The sequence below is a fragment of the Cognatiyoonia koreensis genome (genome assembly GCF_900109295.1).
Taxonomy (GTDB): Bacteria; Pseudomonadota; Alphaproteobacteria; order Rhodobacterales; family Rhodobacteraceae; genus Cognatiyoonia; species Cognatiyoonia koreensis.
This window is the reverse complement of record NZ_FOIZ01000001.1, coordinates 1,255,247-1,272,813: the sequence shown is the minus strand read 5'-3', so window position 1 is coordinate 1,272,813 and position 17,567 is coordinate 1,255,247. Positions and strand designations below refer to the sequence as shown.

The 17,567-nt window shown below is 57.4% G+C and carries 16 protein-coding genes; 2 read left to right on the top strand and 14 right to left on the bottom strand.

Annotation, left to right across the window (positions count from 1 at the left end):
• Positions 1-60: 60 nt before the first annotated feature.
• Entirely contained in the window at positions 61-1,455 is a 1,395-nt protein-coding gene (gene gltX / locus BMY44_RS06355) for a glutamate--tRNA ligase (protein ID WP_089991688.1), read from the bottom strand.
• An 82-nt stretch (positions 1,456-1,537) separates the two neighbouring features.
• Between gltX and BMY44_RS06350 the strand changes: the two genes are divergently transcribed.
• Positions 1,538-3,664 (top strand): ComEC/Rec2 family competence protein, encoded by a 2,127-nt coding sequence (locus BMY44_RS06350; protein ID WP_341349647.1) that lies wholly within the window; start codon positions 1,538-1,540, stop codon positions 3,662-3,664.
• On the opposite strand, the gene lexA is transcribed toward BMY44_RS06350, so the two are convergent.
• From lexA to BMY44_RS06315, 7 genes are all read right to left on the bottom strand, one after another.
• The gene (gene lexA, locus BMY44_RS06345) at positions 3,658-4,341 is read right to left on the bottom strand and encodes a transcriptional repressor LexA (RefSeq protein WP_089991685.1); all 684 of its coding nucleotides are present in this window, start codon (positions 4,339-4,341) and stop codon (positions 3,658-3,660) included. The two genes, BMY44_RS06350 and lexA, sit on opposite strands and share 7 nt — an antisense overlap.
• A gap of 105 nt (positions 4,342-4,446) precedes the next feature.
• On the bottom strand, positions 4,447-5,619 hold the full coding sequence (locus tag BMY44_RS06340) for a molybdopterin molybdotransferase MoeA (RefSeq protein WP_089991682.1): 1,173 nt from the start codon (positions 5,617-5,619) through the stop codon (positions 4,447-4,449).
• Positions 5,620-5,637: 18 nt separating this feature from the next.
• The gene (gene moaC / locus BMY44_RS06335; RefSeq protein WP_089991679.1) at positions 5,638-6,111 is read right to left on the bottom strand and encodes a cyclic pyranopterin monophosphate synthase MoaC; all 474 of its coding nucleotides are present in this window, start codon (positions 6,109-6,111) and stop codon (positions 5,638-5,640) included.
• Positions 6,111-6,920, bottom strand: a complete 810-nt coding sequence (trpC, locus tag BMY44_RS06330) for an indole-3-glycerol phosphate synthase TrpC (RefSeq protein WP_089991677.1) — start codon at positions 6,918-6,920, stop codon at positions 6,111-6,113. The genes moaC and trpC overlap by 1 nt, the downstream gene beginning before the upstream one ends.
• Complete coding sequence (locus BMY44_RS06325; protein WP_089991673.1) at positions 6,917-7,564, bottom strand: uracil-DNA glycosylase; 648 nt, start codon at positions 7,562-7,564, stop codon at positions 6,917-6,919. The genes trpC and BMY44_RS06325 overlap by 4 nt, the downstream gene beginning before the upstream one ends.
• On the bottom strand, positions 7,561-8,577 hold the full coding sequence (gene trpD / locus BMY44_RS06320; RefSeq protein WP_089991671.1) for an anthranilate phosphoribosyltransferase: 1,017 nt from the start codon (positions 8,575-8,577) through the stop codon (positions 7,561-7,563). The genes BMY44_RS06325 and trpD overlap by 4 nt, the downstream gene beginning before the upstream one ends.
• A complete protein-coding gene (locus tag BMY44_RS06315; RefSeq protein ID WP_089991668.1) occupies positions 8,574-9,155 on the bottom strand; it encodes an anthranilate synthase component II in 582 nt (193 codons plus the stop codon). The genes trpD and BMY44_RS06315 overlap by 4 nt, the downstream gene beginning before the upstream one ends.
• A gap of 137 nt (positions 9,156-9,292) precedes the next feature.
• Here BMY44_RS06315 and BMY44_RS06310 point away from each other — a divergent pair, with 137 nt between their 5' ends.
• Complete coding sequence (locus BMY44_RS06310) at positions 9,293-10,918, top strand: divergent polysaccharide deacetylase family protein (protein WP_131801582.1); 1,626 nt, start codon at positions 9,293-9,295, stop codon at positions 10,916-10,918.
• A 10-nt stretch (positions 10,919-10,928) separates the two neighbouring features.
• Here BMY44_RS06310 and trpE read toward each other — a convergent pair whose 3' ends face one another.
• The 6 genes from trpE to fabI form a co-directional block, all read right to left on the bottom strand.
• Positions 10,929-12,437, bottom strand: a complete 1,509-nt coding sequence (gene trpE, locus BMY44_RS06305; RefSeq protein WP_089991662.1) for an anthranilate synthase component I — start codon at positions 12,435-12,437, stop codon at positions 10,929-10,931.
• A gap of 6 nt (positions 12,438-12,443) precedes the next feature.
• A complete protein-coding gene (locus BMY44_RS06300; protein ID WP_089991659.1) occupies positions 12,444-14,288 on the bottom strand; it encodes a peptidyl-prolyl cis-trans isomerase in 1,845 nt (614 codons plus the stop codon).
• An 80-nt stretch (positions 14,289-14,368) separates the two neighbouring features.
• Complete coding sequence (locus BMY44_RS06295) at positions 14,369-15,544, bottom strand: aminotransferase (protein ID WP_089991656.1); 1,176 nt, start codon at positions 15,542-15,544, stop codon at positions 14,369-14,371.
• A 35-nt stretch (positions 15,545-15,579) separates the two neighbouring features.
• On the bottom strand, positions 15,580-16,083 hold the full coding sequence (gene gpt, locus BMY44_RS06290) for a xanthine phosphoribosyltransferase (RefSeq protein ID WP_089991654.1): 504 nt from the start codon (positions 16,081-16,083) through the stop codon (positions 15,580-15,582).
• A gap of 10 nt (positions 16,084-16,093) precedes the next feature.
• On the bottom strand, positions 16,094-16,708 hold the full coding sequence (locus tag BMY44_RS06285; protein ID WP_089991651.1) for a LysE family translocator: 615 nt from the start codon (positions 16,706-16,708) through the stop codon (positions 16,094-16,096).
• Positions 16,705-17,511, bottom strand: coding sequence for an enoyl-ACP reductase FabI (fabI, locus tag BMY44_RS06280; RefSeq protein WP_089991648.1), 807 nt, complete (start codon positions 17,509-17,511; stop codon positions 16,705-16,707). Before fabI ends, BMY44_RS06285 begins: the two co-directional genes overlap by 4 nt.
• Between the last annotated feature and the right edge of the window lie 56 nt (positions 17,512-17,567).

Below are 17,567 nucleotides of genomic sequence, written 5' to 3'. Positions count from 1 at the left end.
GGCCTGCGCGTGTCCGTTAAGCCTCGCCCTGCCGTAACCGCGATAGGTTACAAAAAGGTGTCAGGCGGATGCATCGTTCAGGCGGGCAATTGTTTCGTCCCGTCCGATGACAAGCATCATGTCAAAAACAGAAGGGGAGACAGCGCGTCCGGCAAGTGCTGCACGCAGCGGGCCTGCCAGCTTGCCAAGCTTCGTATCATTGGCCTCTGCCACGGACGAAACAACCTCCTCAAGCGTGTTGCGATCCCAGCTAGCATTTTGCAAGTGCGGCGTCAATTCTGTCAGTATACCACGGGATACATTATCCAGATTTTTCGCAGATTTCTCATCTGGAACGATGGGCCGCGTCGTCAGGATAAAATGAGCCTTTTCAAGAAGTTCAGGTAGCGTCTTCGCCCGCTCCTTGAGGCAATACATCGCATCCAACAACCCGGCCTTCTGCGAATCCGAAAGTGGTAACGCACCTGTAACATCAAGAAATGCATTGATTTCATGCAGCAGTGCAGCATCGTCCGCTGCCGCAATATGCTGGCCACAAATGTTTTCGAGTTTTTTAAAGTCGAAACGCGCCGGTGACTTGCCAATCCCGTCAAGATCAAACCACTCTTTGGCCTGATCATCCGTGAAGAATTCATCATCACCGTGGCTCCACCCAAGACGAGTGAGATAGTTTCGCATACCAGCCGCAGGATACCCCATCGCCTGGTATTCCGCCGCACCGGTCGCGCCGTGCCGTTTGGACAGTTTCTTGCCATCCGGCCCAAAAATCAGAGGGATATGTGCCAGTGTTGGCTTGGCCCAGCCCATGGCGTCATAAATCATATTCTGCCGAAAGGCATTGGCGAGGTGATCATCGCCACGAATGACATGCGTGACACCCATATCATGATCGTCCACGACAACAGCCAGCATGTAGACGGGCGATCCATCCGAGCGCAGCAAAATCATATCGTCGAGTTGGTCGTTTTGCCATGTGACGTCGCCTTGAACGGCATCACTCAGTGTGGTCGAGCCATCGCGCGGTGCCTTGATGCGGACGACATAAGGCGCGTCTGGATGTTCGCTTTCCGAAACGTCACGCCAAGGCGAGCGATACAGTGTTGATGTCTTTTCAGCACGCGCCTTTTCACGAAACGCTTCGATCTCTTCTTGCGTTGCAAAGCATTTGTAGGCCTTGCCGGCTGCAAGCAGAGCGTGCGCAACTTCTGCGTGGCGTGCAGCCTGCGCGTTTTGGCTGGTCGGTTCCCCGTCCCAATCAAGGCCAAGCCAGCTCAGCCCATCAAGGATGGCTTGCGTGTTCTCGTCTGATGAACGGGCGCGATCAGTGTCTTCGATGCGCAATAGGAACTTGCCGCCGCGTCCCCGCGCAAACAGCCAGTTGAATAGCGCGGTACGGGCGCCACCGATATGCAATGCGCCGGTTGGGGAAGGGGCGAAACGGGTAACGACGCTCATGTGATTAACCTTTGGTTTACCTTGTCCCGCCAAGGTCGGCAGGTTCATTTGCGGGATACGCGAAGTCGCGGGGTAAGGACAAGTGCGACCCACCGCCATCATCGCTGATGCTTTATTGGCTCAACGCGGCATGCTGCTGTGTTGGGTGCCGGTTTGTCTTGGTATCGGAATCGGCGTTTACTTTTCTCTTCGGATAGAACCGGGGCCAGTTGCCTGGGGTGCAGTCGCATTTGCTTCCGTCGTCGTGCTTCTGGTCGCGCGTAAGGTTCCAACTGCCGTTGCGCCATTGTGCATTGCGCTTGCTCTGGTCGGCTGCGGGGCAGGGCTCGCAAAATGGCGCACGGAAAGCGTGGCCGCGCCCGTTCTGACCTTCCGCTACTATGGGCCTGTTGCGGGGCGCGTCGTGAACATCGACAGATCCGCCAGCGACGCGGTCAGGCTGACGCTGGATCAAGTGGCGATGGACATGGCCCCGTCCCGCACCCCGGAGCGGGTCCGGATTTCCGTACATGGCGATCAGCCCATCAGGTCATTCCGACCCGGAGACCGACTTATCATGACAGGACATCTTTCGCCGCCATCTGGTCCGGCGGAACCCGGCGGTTTTGATTTTCAGCGACATGCATGGTTTGCCGGACTCGGCGCGGTCGGATACACGCGCACGCCAGTCCTGCGCAGCGAACCTGCGGATCAAGGCTGGGACCTTTGGGTTTTTGATACACGCATGCGGATTTCACAATCCGTTCGCGCCGCTTTGCCGGGCGAAACGGGTGCTTTCGCAGCTGCAATCATGACCGGTAACAGGGCTGCCATGTCGCAGGAAACGTTGAACGATTTGCGCAGGTCCAACCTGGCCCACCTGCTTGCGATTTCCGGCCTGCACATGGGTCTTCTCACGGGCTTTGTGTTCGCTGTGATCCGGTCTTTCGTGGCACTTTCCCCGACGCTTGCGCTTCGCTACCCCGTCAAGAAAATCGCAGCTGTCTGTGCAATTATCGTTGGCGCGGGGTATCTGGCGCTGTCCGGCGGGAATGTCGCGACAGAGCGCGCATTTATCATGGTCAGTACAATGTTCGTCGCCATATTGTTGGACAGACGGGCACTGACTCTACGGGCGGTCGCGATTGCGGCAACAATCGTGCTGGTTCTGCGACCAGAGGCGCTGGCTGGCCCGGGTTTTCAGATGTCATTCGCTGCAACCACGGCGTTGGTGGCCGTCTTTCGAGCAATCCGCGGAATGGACAGGAGTTTGCCGAAATGGGTACGCGCGCCGCTGTCCGTTCTGGTTTCATCGGCCGTTGCGGGGCTTGCCACTGCGCCATTTGCTGCCGCACATTTCAACCAAGTGTCGCACTTCGGTCTTGTGGCGAATGTATTGTCCGTGCCCTTGATGGGGGCGGTTGTCATGCCAGCGGCGGTCCTGTCCGTCTGTCTTGCGCCCTTCGGTCTATGGGAAGTGGGACTTTGGATCATGGATCTTGGTCTGCGCTGGATCTTGTTCGTTGCCCGCAGCGTTTCGGAATGGGATGGCGCTGTCAGCTACGTCGTTGCCCCCGGCAGTGCGGTGCTCCCGATTTTGACACTTGGGCTTTTGCTGATGGTCCTCTGGCAAGGTAAAGGACGTTTCGCTGGCATGGTTGGCGTTGCATCTGCCTTTTTGATTTGGGGCCAGACAGACAGGCCCAATGTTCTCATTGCAGACAACGGTAATCTGATCGGAGTCATGGGATCGGAAGGGCGGGCACTGTCGCGCGACCGAGGCAGCAGTTTTGTCGCCGGGATATGGCTTGAAAACGATGGCGCACCGACCGATCAGGTGATTGCGGCTGCGCGTCCCGGGATAGAGATGGCTGGACGTGTGTGGCGCACTAGGATTGGAGATATCGAGGTAATCAAACTGGCAGGGGTCACCGCGCTTCAAGACTTGGATGGTTGCGGCGGTGCACAGGTATTGGTTTCAAACCAGATCGTTGAGAGGCCAAGGCCATGTCTCGTGCTTGATGTTGGGCAACTGCGTGACGTTGGTGCCGTTGCGCTCTACGTTCAGGATGCCGGGCTTCGGATCGAAACGGTGCGCGACAGGGTCGGTGTGCGGCCATGGAACAGGGCCGGGATCGACACCGGTTCCATCCCGCCGACGCTGACCCTTCAACCAAGAAGCGGGCCGCAAGAGCAGCCCGCCCTAACGCTTTCAGGCGTGAATCAATAGGTGCGGATCAATCCGACAAGCTTACCTTGCACCTTGACTTGGTCGGCGTTGAAGATGCGGGTTTCGTATGCTGGGTTCGCGGCTTCAAGGGCGATCGATTTACCGTGGCGGCGAAGGGTTTTTAGCGTCGCTTCCTGATCTTCGACTAGCGCAACAACAATATCACCATCGTCAGCAACGCTGGTTTCCTTGATCACAACGATATCGCCGCTGTTGATTCCGGCGTCGATCATGGAGTCGCCCTTGACCTCCAGCGCGTAATGCTCACCGTTGCCAAGCATGGATTGAGGCACCGCGACATTGTGGGACACATGTGAAATCGCCTCGATCGGGACACCGGCAGCAATCTTGCCCATGACGGGCAACTCGATCGCCGAAATCTCGACGCGATGCGCATTGGATGGTGTGCTGTCAGGCCTGTCGCCGTCGATAACACGCGGGTTGAAGCCGGATTTCCCCATGGCGTCTGGCAGTTTCACAATTTCCAGCGCGCGCGCTTTGTGGGCGAGCCGACGGATAAAGCCGCGTTCTTCAAGCGCCGTAATCAGTCGGTGGATGCCGGATTTCGATCGCAGATCAAGCGCTTCCTTCATCTCGTCAAAGGACGGCGGCACGCCATCGCGTTGGACGCGCTTGTGAATGAATTCAAGCAGGTCGAGTTGTTTTTTGGTCAGCATGCTGCACCCTCATATCATGGCCACGCGCTTGGCGGCGTTTTGCATATGTTCTAGGGATGTTCTTGTTTTGTGTCAACAGTCAGGGACGTTTGGACGTCGGGTCGATCAGATCATGATGATATCAAGCATGTCGCCCTGCATCCGCGGTCCGTCATGTGCTGGCCTAATGGCAAGGCAGTTGGCATTCGCAAGCACGCGCAACAATGCACTGTCCTGGCGTTCAAATATCGTTAGGCCTTCCGCTGTCACGTGCCCCCGCATATAGTGTTCACGGGGGCCATTTGCATCAATGTCATGGACCAGCGTCACACTTTTTCTTTGCGCAGGCTGTGCGGGCAGACCGAGCATCGCGCGGATGACGGGCACGACAAAAACATGCCCACAGACCATAGCAGAGACCGGATTGCCCGGCAGTCCGACCATCATCGCGGAACCTATTCGACCCGCCATCAGTGGCTTTCCGGGGCGCATTGCGACCTTATAGAATGCCTGCTGCATGCCACCTTGCGCTGCAGCTTCGCCGACCAGATCATGATCACCGACCGAGGCCCCCCCAATTGTGATGATCAGGTCAGCATCTTTCGCAAGATTGAATGCCAAAGCGAGTGACGCTGTCGTATCACGGGCAATCGGCAAGAGCCGCGGGTTTGCACCATTCGCTTCGAGCAGTGCGGCCAACCCATAGCTGTTGGAGGCGATGATCTGGTCGGGCCCCGGTGTTTCGCCGGGCTGCACGAGTTCATCACCTGTCGGAATGATCGCAACGCTGGGTTTGCGCGCGACCGGGACCCGCGGAACATTCATGGCGGCAAGCAGGGCCACATCAGACGGGTTCAAAATGCAAGGGGCCTCAATTGGATCGCCTACTTGGAAATCCTGACCTGCGGCACGGATGTGGCTCTTGCTGTCCCGGTTGTCGCGTAACGTGATGGTGTCGCCTTCACGGTCGACATCTTCCTGAATGACGATGCAATCCGCACCGTCAGGGACAGGCGCGCCGGTAAAGATGCGCACAGCCTCAGCATTACCGACATTCCCTGCAAAACGATGGCCGGCTGCAGCCTCTCCGATAATGCGATACGTCGCCCCAGTCCGCAAACCCGCCCTGTTTATCGCATAGCCATCCATTGCACTGGCCGCAAAAGGCGGTTGTGTGCGCGTGGCACGCACCGTTTCGGCCAACACGCGGCCAGCGGCAACGCGCAAGGGAACGTGTTCTGCCGGGAGAACGCGCACAAGCGCAAAAAGGTGGTCAAGAGCGTCAGAAACCGAAATCATGTCAGAACCGGACCGCGCTCATTCGGCGCTAAACCGGCCGGATTTCCCACCGTCCTTCAACGTGACCCGAATACCACCGATCACCATGTCCTTCTGGACCGCTTTAACCATATCATGAACCGTCAAGGCCGCAGTTGACACAGCTGTCAGCGCCTCCATTTCAACGCCCGTCTTGCCAGTTGTCTTGACGGTGGCACTGATACGAATGCCGGGCAGGGCGCTATCCGGAGTGAGATCAACGCTGACTTTGGAAATTGGCAGCGGATGGCACAGCGGGATCAGATCGGCTGTCTTCTTTGCCCCCATGATGCCAGCCAGACGTGCAATGCAAAGGACGTCGCCTTTTTCGGCTCGACCTTCAGTGATGAGCGACAGGGTCTCGGACGTCATCGTGATGTGTCCCTCGGCAACCGCGATGCGTGCCGTCACATCCTTGTCCGAGACATCGACCATATGCGCTTTGCCACTCTCGTCAAAATGGGTGAGGGGCATCACATGCCACCCGCTGTCAATGGATTGGCCAATAACGTGCGAGTCGCCGCGGCGACGTCTTCCTGCCGCATCAGGCTTTCTCCTATCAGAAAGCTACGTGCACCATATCGCGCCATATCGGCCAATTCTGCGGGTGTGGACAGCCCACTCTCGCAAACGATCGTGCGATCAGGCGGCACCAAGCGTGACAAGGTGCGTGTTGTGTCCAACGTCGTTTCGAAGGTCTTCAGGTTGCGATTGTTGATGCCCATCAGCGGGGATTTCAAATTGCAGGCGCGCTCCAACTCATCTGCGTCGTGCACTTCCAACAGGACATCCATATCCCAGGCGATGGCCGCCTCTTCCAATTCCTGTGCCTGCGCGTCTGAAACACTGGCAAGGATAATCAGAATGCAATCCGCATGCAGCGCACGGGCTTCGGCGACCTGATAGGTGTCATACATGAAATCCTTGCGCAACGCGGGCAGATCGCAGGCAGACCGCGCTGCTGTCAGATAGCTGTCATCACCCTGAAAGGAAGGTGTATCTGTGAGGACGGACAGGCATGCGGCACCGCCATCTGCGTACGCTTTTGCTAACAGGGGCGGATCGAAGTCCGCGCGGATCAAACCTTTGGAAGGGCTCGCTTTCTTGATCTCGGCAATCAGGCCATAGCCTGTGCGGCTCGCCTCATGCAATCTGGCCGCAAAACCACGGGTTGGTGGCGCTTCGTGCGCGGCAGCCTCCACATCCGTCAGTGGAACGGCAGCCTTTCGGGTTGCGACTTCCTCCAATTTGTAAGTTTTGATCTTCTCTAGGATGTCGCTCATGGGTCCGCCCAGTTGATTGGCTCTTCGCCCTGTTCAATAAGCCACAGGTTCACGCGCGAAAAGGGGCGCGAGCCGAAAAAGCCGCGATAGGCTGACAAAGGCGAAGGGTGCGCTGACGTCAGGATCAGGTGGTCGCCCGCAATGTAGGGTCTATAGGACTGCGCCGGACCACCCCACAGGATGAATGCGCGGGGCTTGTCCGCAAGGCGCTGCAGGACGTCGCAAACCAGATGCGACCAGCCAAGTTTTACATGTGCCTTTGGTTTACCAGGTGGCACACTCAGCGCGGTGTTCAGAAGCAAAACACCCTGATCTGCCCAGTCTTCAAGTGATGTCTTGCGACGCACCACCTGCAGATCGTCCGACAGTTCTTTGAAGATATTTCCAAGGCTATCAAGGCGGCCGCCAAAGCGGTCAGGGATTGAAAAGGCCAAACCGTCGGCTTTGCCGGGGGTGTGATAGGGGTCCTGGCCCAGTATGACGACCTTTGTTGCGTCCGGTTGCGTCCGCGCAAGTGCAGCGAAAGTCAGATCGGGCGGCGGGAGGACATCATCTTGAAGGGCTGCACGTATCGCTGGCCATCTGGTGGTAAAGAACGGCAGCGATTTCCATGCGCCAAGCACAGACAGATTATGCGCCGTCATGCGGCCGACGTGATCCGTGCCAGTGTCTCGACGGCCGATTTTGCTTTGCCGCCGTCGATGCTCTCGCGCGCCATTGCCACACCCTCCGGCAGGCTTGCAACCTTGCCGGCCACCAAAAGAGCAGCCGCAGCATTCAACAAAACAGCATCACGATAGGCACTTTCTTCGCCATCCAGAAGCGCACGGAAAGCAGTAGCGTTTTCTTCCGGGGTGCCACCCACGATCGCTTCGAAGGGATGTTCCTGCAATTCGGCATCGGCGGGCGTGATCTCGAATTCGCGAACCTGGCCTTTTTCGACAGCGGCGACCCAGCTCGTGCCGGTAATTGTCAGCTCGTCTGTGCCATCAGACCCATGGACAAGCCATGCGCTGTCAGTGCCAAGCGCGAGCAGCGTTTCGGCCATCGGGCGGATCAGGTCGCGTGAAAACGCACCCGTAAGTTGCCGCTTGACGCCTGCGGGATTTGTCAATGGTCCCAATATGTTGAATATCGTTCTTGTGCCAAGTTCAGCACGGGTGGGCATGACATGCGCGATGGCAGGATGATGCATTGGTGCCATCATGAAACCAATGCCTGCCTCGCGTAGCCCTGCTTCGACCACCTCCGGACCGACCATGACGTTGATACCCATCTGGGTTTGGACGTCTGCAGTGCCGGATTTGGACGACAGGTTGCGATTACCGTGCTTCGCGACAGGCACACCCGCGCCTGCGACAACAAAGGCCGTGGCTGTCGAGATATTTAACGTGTGCTTGCCATCACCTCCGGTGCCAACAATGTCCATTGCGCCGGCAGGGGCATTGACCGGCTTGCACTTGGCACGCATGACGGCTGCTGCGGCCGCGTATTCGTCAACGGTTTCGCCGCGCGTGCGCAGCGCCATCAAGAACCCGCCGATCTGCGCAGGCGTCGCTTCGCCATTGAACAGAATTTCGAATGCCTCTTCAGCTTGATCGCGTGTCAGCGGGCCTTCGGCGGCTGCATGGATGAGTGGCTTCATCGCATCGCTCATGCTGGCACCTTCAACATATCAAGGAAATTCTGCAGCATCTGGTGGCCATGTTCGGACCGGATGCTTTCAGGATGAAATTGCACGCCGTGGATTGGCAGGGTTTTATGCTGCAAACCCATGATGACGCCGTCATCGAGGTCGGCCGTGATTTCAAGGCAGTCGGGGAGGGTGTCGCGATCAACTGTCAGGGAATGATAGCGGGTCGCTTGAAAAGGCGAGGGAAGACCCTTGAACAAGCCCTTCCCAGTGTGTTTCATCGTGCCCATCTTACCATGTACGATCTCGTGACAACGGACGACCTTTCCGCCGAATGCCTCGCCAATCGTCTGGTGGCCAAGGCAAACTCCCAACAACGGCGTACGGGTTTCTGCAGCCGCTGCCGTCAGTGCCAGGCAGATCCCCGCCTGTGCCGGATCGCAGGGTCCAGGGGACAAAACGATTGCTTCGGGGCGCAGCGCCATCGCTTCCTGTACGTTCAGCGCATCGTTTCGATGCACATGCACATCGGCTCCAAGCTCTCCCAGATAGTGCACGAGGTTGTAGGTAAAGCTGTCGTAGTTGTCGATCAGAAGTAGCATGGGACCGCCAAGCGTAAATTTAGGACTACCAGACCCTTAATGGGTCAAGCTATAGTGTGCCCAATACATGCGCCGGGGCCGATCAAAAGGTCAAGGTTGCAAAAGACGTGTTGGGCAAAGTCGAGTACACAGGTGCAATGATGAGATCGCTTCTTTCGGGTGCGTTTTGGGGACTTTTGTCTGGAAGTTTCGCGCTGGTCGCGATCTCGCTTTCCGGTCCGCAGCCCGCAGGTAACAAGCCGCCCGTGCCACCCTTGACCGAGGCCCCCGAGGCCGTCGCCGATGACCCGCAGTCAGTTGAAACACCAGAAGAAATAGCCGAAGTCGTAGAAGAGCTTGCTACACCGGCAGAACCGACCGTTCCGACCGGGCTGGCTCCCGTTGCTGAAGGCGCTTTGCCTGATACGGATACGGACCCGCTTGAGGTGCCAGCTGCCGTGCCAGTTGAAACAGCCCTTGTCGCGCCTGAAAGTGCCGAACTGCCAGACCTCGGCACCACTGGTGAAGACCCGGTGTTGCCAAACCCGCAATCTGTGGCACCACAAGTCCCAGCGAATGAGGAAGATCTGGTAATTGAGACGCAAACTGCGCTGTTGCCAGTTGCGGACGATGCACCCGTGGTCGTCGAAGATGTCGCGGAACCGCTGGTAGAGCCAGAGCCGATTGATGAGGGTGAGACAGCGACAGTCGATGAATCCATTCCGGAAATCCCAGACACAGCGCCGGTTGTGGAGGCTGAAACAGCGGAACCAATTCAGCCCGAAGTGATAGAAACGGCCGAATTGATCGAACCGGAAACAAGCGACCCTATCACACCTCCGGCGGAAGAAGCGCCCGCACCAGCAACCGAAACACCGCCAGCCCTGTCAGCCCCATCTGATGGCGGCACCGAACCCGTTGTGGTGACTGATCCGGAAATGCAGCAAGCGCCAGGCGAGGACGACGCGCCCGTGGTTGTTTCGATCATCGAAAATAACCGGGCGTCTAGCATGCCGGAAAGCACGGAAGGTGTGGTGATCAACCGTGGCGGTTCCTCTGCTGATAATGATGTCGCTGAAGAGGCCGAGCCGGTTGCAGAGATTGATCCGGATGCGCCCGCAATTAAGCGATACGCCGCAGAATTTGAAAACCCCGAGAACAAACCGGTGATGTCCGTTGTCTTGGTTGATGACGGTTCATTGCAAGAAGCCGCCGCTGCACTTGCGCAAGTGCCGTTTCCCGTAACAGTTGTGCTTGACCCGACCGCTGATGGCGCAACGGCAGCGATGGAAGCATATCGCGCAGCTGGAATCGAAGTTGCAGTGAAGGCCAAATTACCTGTCGGGGCGCAACCGGCGGACGTTGAGGTCGCACTGGAAGCTGCCTTTGCTGCGCTGCCTGAAACGGTCATGATGGTCGAGACCGGCGACGGGAATTTGCTGGAAGATCGCGACGTGTTCGCCCAGGCCGTCGCCGCACTCGCCAGTGATGGACGCGGATTGCTGACTGTATCACAGGGGTTGAATACCGGACTTCGGACCGCAGAAGCTTCGGGTGTGCCGTCCGGGTTGATCTATCGCGACCTTGACGCCGAAGATCAGAACGCGCGCGTCATTCGACGTTTTCTCGATCAGGCCGCATTCCGGGCCAGGCGCGAGGATGGCGTTGTATTGATGGCGCGGGTTCGGGCCGAAACGCTTACCGCATTGATCGAATGGGCAAACGCGAACCGGTCGGATCAAATCATGATGGCACCTGTTTCCGCTGTTCTAACAGCAGACTAGGCAGCGCCTCTCAAGTATTGCCAGACCCGTCGAACATCGCAGCGTCCGCTGCAGCTTTGCGGATCGCATTCGATTTATGGACGGTCTCCTGATACTCGGCCTCTGGGTCGCTATCATACACAACACCGCCACCGGCTTGGATGTAAAGTTTCTGGTCTTTCAAGACGGCCGTGCGCAATGCAATGCACATGTCCATATCACCGTTGGATGAGAAATACCCACAGCCGCCGCCGTATACACCGCGCTTTTCCGGCTCGAGTTCGTCAATGATTTCCATCGCGCGCACCTTGGGCGCTCCCGACACCGTTCCGGCAGGCATCCCGGCAAAGAAAGCGGAAAGGGCATCCTGATCATCCGCCAACTCGCCCACGACGTTACTGACGATGTGCATGACGTGACTGTAGCGTTCGACGATGAATTGTTCCGTTGGGCGTACAGTGCCGATTTTGGAAACCTTGCCTGTATCGTTCCGACCAAGATCAAGCAGCATCAGATGTTCAGCAAGTTCCTTTTCGTCAGCCATCAGGTCTGCTTCGTTTGCAGCATCTTCCGCTGGGGTGGCACCACGCGGACGCGTCCCGGCGATCGGGCGGATCGTGACCTCTGACCCGAACACCCGAACAAGGATTTCTGGCGAAGCACCGATGACTTGAAAGCCACCGAAGTTGAAGAAGAACATGAAAGGCGACGGGTTGGTCCGCCGCAGGCTGCGGTAGAGTGCAAATGGCGGTTCGCGGAAGTCCTGTGACCAGCGCTGGCTCGGAACAACCTGAAAGATATCACCAGCCCGGATGTAGTCCTTGGCCTTCTCGACGGCATCAAGATAACCCTGATGCGAAAAATTCGATAAAGGTGCTGCAATGGGCGCGGGATCGTGCAAGGCTCTGTCACTGGTCACACCGCGCTCAAGGCGACGCTGCGCGTCCATGACCCGCTCAGCCGCTTGTGCAAAAGCTGCCTTCGCCGAGAGCCCGCCGTTGGCCCAGGCCGGTGCGACGAGAATGACGTCTCCCTTCACACCGTCCAATACTGCCACGACTGATGGCCGAAACATGACTGCATCCGGCAGATCAAGCGGGTCAGGGTTCACATCTGGTAGATGCTCGACCAGGCGGATCATGTCGTATCCCAGGTAGCCGAACAGCCCGGCAGAGGCGGCTGGCAGATCACCCGGCAGTTCGATCCTGCTTTCTGCAAGAATAGAGCGGAGCGCTGTCAGTGGGTCTTCGTCCATGTCTTTGAAAGCATCGGGATTGAAACGGGCATCACGATTGATACGCGATCTTGTACCGCGACATTCCCAGATAAGATCGGGGTTCATCCCGATGATTGAATAGCGTCCTCGCACCTCACCGCCAGTGACACTCTCCAGCATGAACGCATTCGTGCCCGCGTCCGTCAGCTTCAGCATGAGCGAAACAGGCGTGTCCAGATCGGCAGCAATCCGTGTATAGACGATCTGATTCAGCCCAGCGTCATAGCCTGCTGCAAATTCATCAAAGCTGGGAAAAAGCGCCATGCGTGCCTACTGGAATGATGCGTGAACCGCGTTGACTGCGGCCTGATCGATGTTGACCTCTGTGCGGGCCTGCAAGGCGTCGGCGAAGGCTGCGAAAATGTCCTGTGCGATACCCGCTGCCCCCGATTGACCTAGGGCTTCGCGCTCTGCAGCGGTCTGCGGATCATCAGGTGATGGTTGGGATATCGATTCAAGTCGGACAATCAGCACGTTGTTGACCGATGGGATAACTTTGACCTCTCCAGTGTCCATTTCGAAAACTTCGGTCATGAAACTTGGCGGCGTGCCTTCGACAAAGCTGCGTCGTGTCAAAGGCGGTTCCGCGATGGCAAGCAAGCCTGCGTCGTTCATGTTGCTGTCGGCTGTAATCGAGGCAGCGAGTTCTTCTGCGCGGGCCAACACTGCGTCACGTTCGGTTTGTTGGTTCCACGCACGCGCCACAGCGTCTTCTACGTCGTCAAACGGGCGCACTGTCGGTGGCGTCACGCTGCCAAGGCGCAGGGCAAAGATGCCACCGTCCTCAAGCTGTTCCAGCTCCGGGAATGCGCCTTCAGTGACGGTGGCGGCTACGGCTCTGAAAGAGTCGTAGGCAGCGATACCTTCGCTGCTGTTCTCATCGAAACTGATCGTACCCAATTCCATGTCGGTAGTTTCAGCGAGATTTTCCAATGTGGCACCGCCCGCAAGAAGGTCGTTAATGTTTTCGGCGACGGTTTCAATCTGGCGGCGCGCGCGGTCGGCCGAAAGTTCTTCCTGCAGATCGGGTGCTGCATCTTCGAAACTGGTTTCCTGCGCGGCCAGAACGGCGTTCATGCGAAAGATCGCGGGGCCGAATTCGGAATCCAGTGGTCCAACGACATCCGTCGGCTGGGCTGCAAAAATGGCTTCACCTGCGGCACCAAGGTCGTCTTGGCTGACATCGCCAAGATCGGTATCCGACAGACTGAACCCCATCTCGCTGACTAGGTCTTCAAAGGTCGCTTCGCCCGCTTGGATACGTGTCATCGCTGCATTGGCCGTTTCGGCATCAGAAAAGACTAGTCGCTCGACAAGGCGTCGCTCGGGGCGGATATATTGGTCGGCGCGGGCGTCATAGGCCTGACGCAGTTCATCTTCGGAGACGACGATGCCGTCCTGGATCATGTCCGGCGTCATCCAGGCAAAGGTGATTTCACGCCTTTCGGGCGCGGTGAACGCTTCGGGATTTTCGGAATAATAGGTCTGAAGGTCATCCGCTGTGGGGCCGGGCAATGGCACCGACAGATCGTCGGAATCAACAGCGGCCCACGTTACTGTGCGCTGTTCGGAAACAAATTTAACCAAAGCGTCGGCATAGGCATCGGGTGCCGGGACACCGCCGACAACCGCGCCTTGCAACAACGTGCGGGCAACTTCCTCACGAATGGCTGTCTCGAACATCGCTTCAGTCTGTCCGCTGCGCTGGAGCGCTGATCGGTATGCTTCGCGGTCAAATGAACCGTCAAGACCGCGGAAGGCGGGAATGCGCAAAACCTCTTCGCGAACACGGTCATCGCCAACCGATATGCCAAGCTGGCTGGTTTCGTTGTCCAGCGTGCGCTCGGTCACAATCTGCGACCGCACTTGTTGGTCGATCCCGAACTGCTGGGCCTGCTGAAAGGGGATGGGTTGCTGAATCTGGGCCTCGAACGCGCGGATTTGTTGATTGAGTGCGCTTTGATACTGCGCGATTGAAATTTCTTTCTCACCGACTGTTCCGATTGAGCGAAGATTGCCTGACAGCCCGCCCGTGCCAAAGCCCAGAAGGCCGACAAAAAGCAGCGCCATGATGATCCAGACAAAGTAGCGGTTGCCCTGTTTCTTTTCAGCCATGTCGTCCTGTCCTATCCCTGCACGGCCCACATTTGCAGGCGTTGCGCATGGATATGCATCTGGCGTTCGGGACGCAAGGGTCAGGGGGTCAAACTGGCCAGCCGATTAAACAAATCGGTGATCCCGTCACTGTCGATATTCGCAAAAGCAATCCGCAATTGCGATTTGCCGCCCTCTATCTCGTCTGGCATGAACATCGTGCCCGGAAGGCAAAGCACGCTGATTTCCTTCACCAGATTTCGCGCAAGCTGGTCTGACGGGATGTCGAAAGGGTGTTTGACGTAGGCGAAATAGGCTCCGCATCCAAGCAACTCCCAGCCTTTGGCGGCGAGTTTCGGAAAGCCGTCCACAATTGCTTTGCGGCGGTTCAGGATTTCTTGCCGTTCTCCTGCCAACCAGTCATCAAGATTGCGCATCCCCCATAGCGCAGCGCGCTGCCCGATCTGGTTGGGGCAGATCGTCACCGTATCCAGAAACTTTTCTACCTCCGCGAGCCTTTCGACGCTTGCTATGATCGCGCCAACGCGGTGCCCGGTCAGGCGGTAGGCCTTTGAAAAAGAATATAGCTGGATCAGCGTATCGTCCCATTCAGGGTCAGAGAACAGATCATGCGGCGCGCCAGTACGGCTGTCGAAATCGCGGTAGGTTTCATCTACGATCAGAGCCAGACCGTGGACACGTGCCAGATCGCGGAACGCCGCCAAGGTATCAGCGGGATACTCGACGCCGCCCGGATTGTTTGGACTGACCAGGGCAATCGCGCGCGTGCGGGGTGTTACCAGCCGTGCTGCGTCTTCCGCATCCGGAATCAGGCCAGAGCCAGGAGCCAGCGGCACGGTTTTAACGCCAGACATATCCAGCCACATGACGTGATTGAAGTAGTAAGGGGCAGGTATGATGACCTCGTCACCTTCAGCGCAAAGCGTGGCAATGGCCGCGGCAAATGCCTGATTGCACCCAGACGTTATCGCAACCTGAGCCTGATCGAGCTTGCCGTGGTAGGCTGCCGACCATCGGCTCGCGACTTCAGCGCGCAGATCGGGCAATCCAAGAACAGGGCCGTAAAGATGGGCTTCTGGGTCGTTCAGCACAATTTCGGCCATCGCGGCCAGCATCTGTGGTGGCGGCGGTTCAACGGGTGCTGCTTGGCTGACATTCAGCAGGGGGCGGTCGGCGGGATGGGAGACCCCGTCCAACCAGCGACGTGCCTCCATGACCGGAGGTGCGAATGTCGATGCCGTACGGGTTAAGGACATACGATAAGGGCCTGACTTGTTAAACTATTCTTGGCCTAGTCTTTGCCGCGGTAAGGCTCGACGTACTGAAGAGCCATATCCCACGGAAAGAAAATCCACGTGTCCTGACTAACACCGGTGATAAAGGTATCAACCTGCGGCTCGCCCTTCGGCTTTGCATATACGGTCGCAAAGTGGGCCTTGGGATAGATGCTGCGAACGACCTCGAGTGTTTTGCCGCTATCAACCAGATCATCGACGATCAATATACCCGTGCCATCGCCCATCAATTCATCATCCGGGCGCTTCAGAACCTGTGCGTCCGACTGGTCCTGATGATCGTATGACTTGATGCTGATGGTATCGACAGTGCGGATGTCCAGTTCGCGCGCGACGATCATGGCCGGTGCCATGCCCCCGCGTGTGATCGCAACCACGGCCTTCCATGCACCGCTATCCGGACCATGTCCGTCAAGCCGCCAGGCCAGCGCGCGGCTGTCGCGATGGATCTGGTCCCAGCTGATGTGAAACCCTTTTTCATGTGGCAGTCGGTCTGTCATGCCAATCCTTTCAGGTCAGTGCGATCTTGAGCCCGAACAGGGCAATTAGCGTTCCGAACGTCCGGTCGACCCACGCTTTGAAACGTGTATAGGCCGCGCGAGCCCGCGCAAGCGAAAATACGCGGGCCACGAACAGATACCAGAGCGTTTCGTTAAGAAAAACGGCAAGAATGATCCCGGCTTTCCAACCAAGGCTCGTATCGGGTGGAACAAGTCCCATGAACACTGCCCCGAAAAAGATCGCAGGCTTGGGATTGGTGGCGAAGGTCAGAAATCCAAACCGGATTGCCCGCCAGGCGGATCGCGGGGCCGAAGTGGTGTCTGGCTGAGAAATAGGCTCTTTCGCATGTCGCCACATCATCAACGCGATATAAAGCAGGAAAAGCCCGCCCACAATTTTTAACGCTGTGAATAGTTGCGGTAGAAATTCAAACACCAGCGCAAGTCCGCCCATCGCAGCGATTGCCCAAAGTACAGCACCCAGCCCAAAGCCCAATGCGAGTGCGGACGCGACGCCAAACCCCTCAGCGGCAGCGACCCGCAAACTGACCACGAATGACGGGCCCGGACTGATCGCAGCCGCAAGATGGATTGCGACAATAGACAGAAACAGCGCTGTCGTCATTCCTTGGAGATATCTGGTGCGTCGACCGCCTTCATCCCGACCACATGATAGCCGGCATCGACGTGCAACACTTCGCCCGTCACAGCAGAGCCCAAATCAGACAGCAGATAAAGTGCGGACTTGCCCACTTCTTCCTGCGTCACCGTGCGGCGCAATGGCGAGTTATATTCGTTCCATTTCATGATGAGCCGAAAATCGCCGATGCCCGATGCTGCCAGTGTCTTGATTGTTCCGGCGCTGATCGCATTCACGCGGATCGCCTTTTTTCCAAGGTCTTCGGCAAGGTAGCGTACAGACGCTTCCAGCGCAGCCTTCGCGACCCCCATGACATTGTAGTGTGGCATGACTTTTTCCGCACCGTAATAGGTGAGCGTGAGGCATGACCCGCCATCGGTCATCATTTTCTCAGCACGCTGGACAACGGCCGTGAATGAATAAACAGAGATATCCATCGACGTCAGAAAATTGCCGCGTGTCGTGTCAACATACCGACCGCGCAACTCGTTTTTATCAGAAAAACCAATGGCGTGAACGATGAAGTCAAGTTTGCCCCATTTTTCTTCAAGGGCAGCGAACAGCGCGTCGATCGATGCCTCGTCGCCGACGTCACATGGCAAGACAATATCAGAGCCCACGGATGCGGCCAACGGATCGACCCGCTTTTTCAAAGCCTCACCTTGATAGGAAAAGGCCAGTTCCGCGCCGGCATCGGCGCAGGCCTTTGCGATCCCCCAAGCGATGGACTTGTCATTAGCAAGTCCCATGATCAAACCGCGCTGACCGGCCATCAGTTTTGATGTCATAAGTCCTGTCCCTTACCCCGAATTCACGTACTTTCGTCGGTGTAGGGCATTGGAAA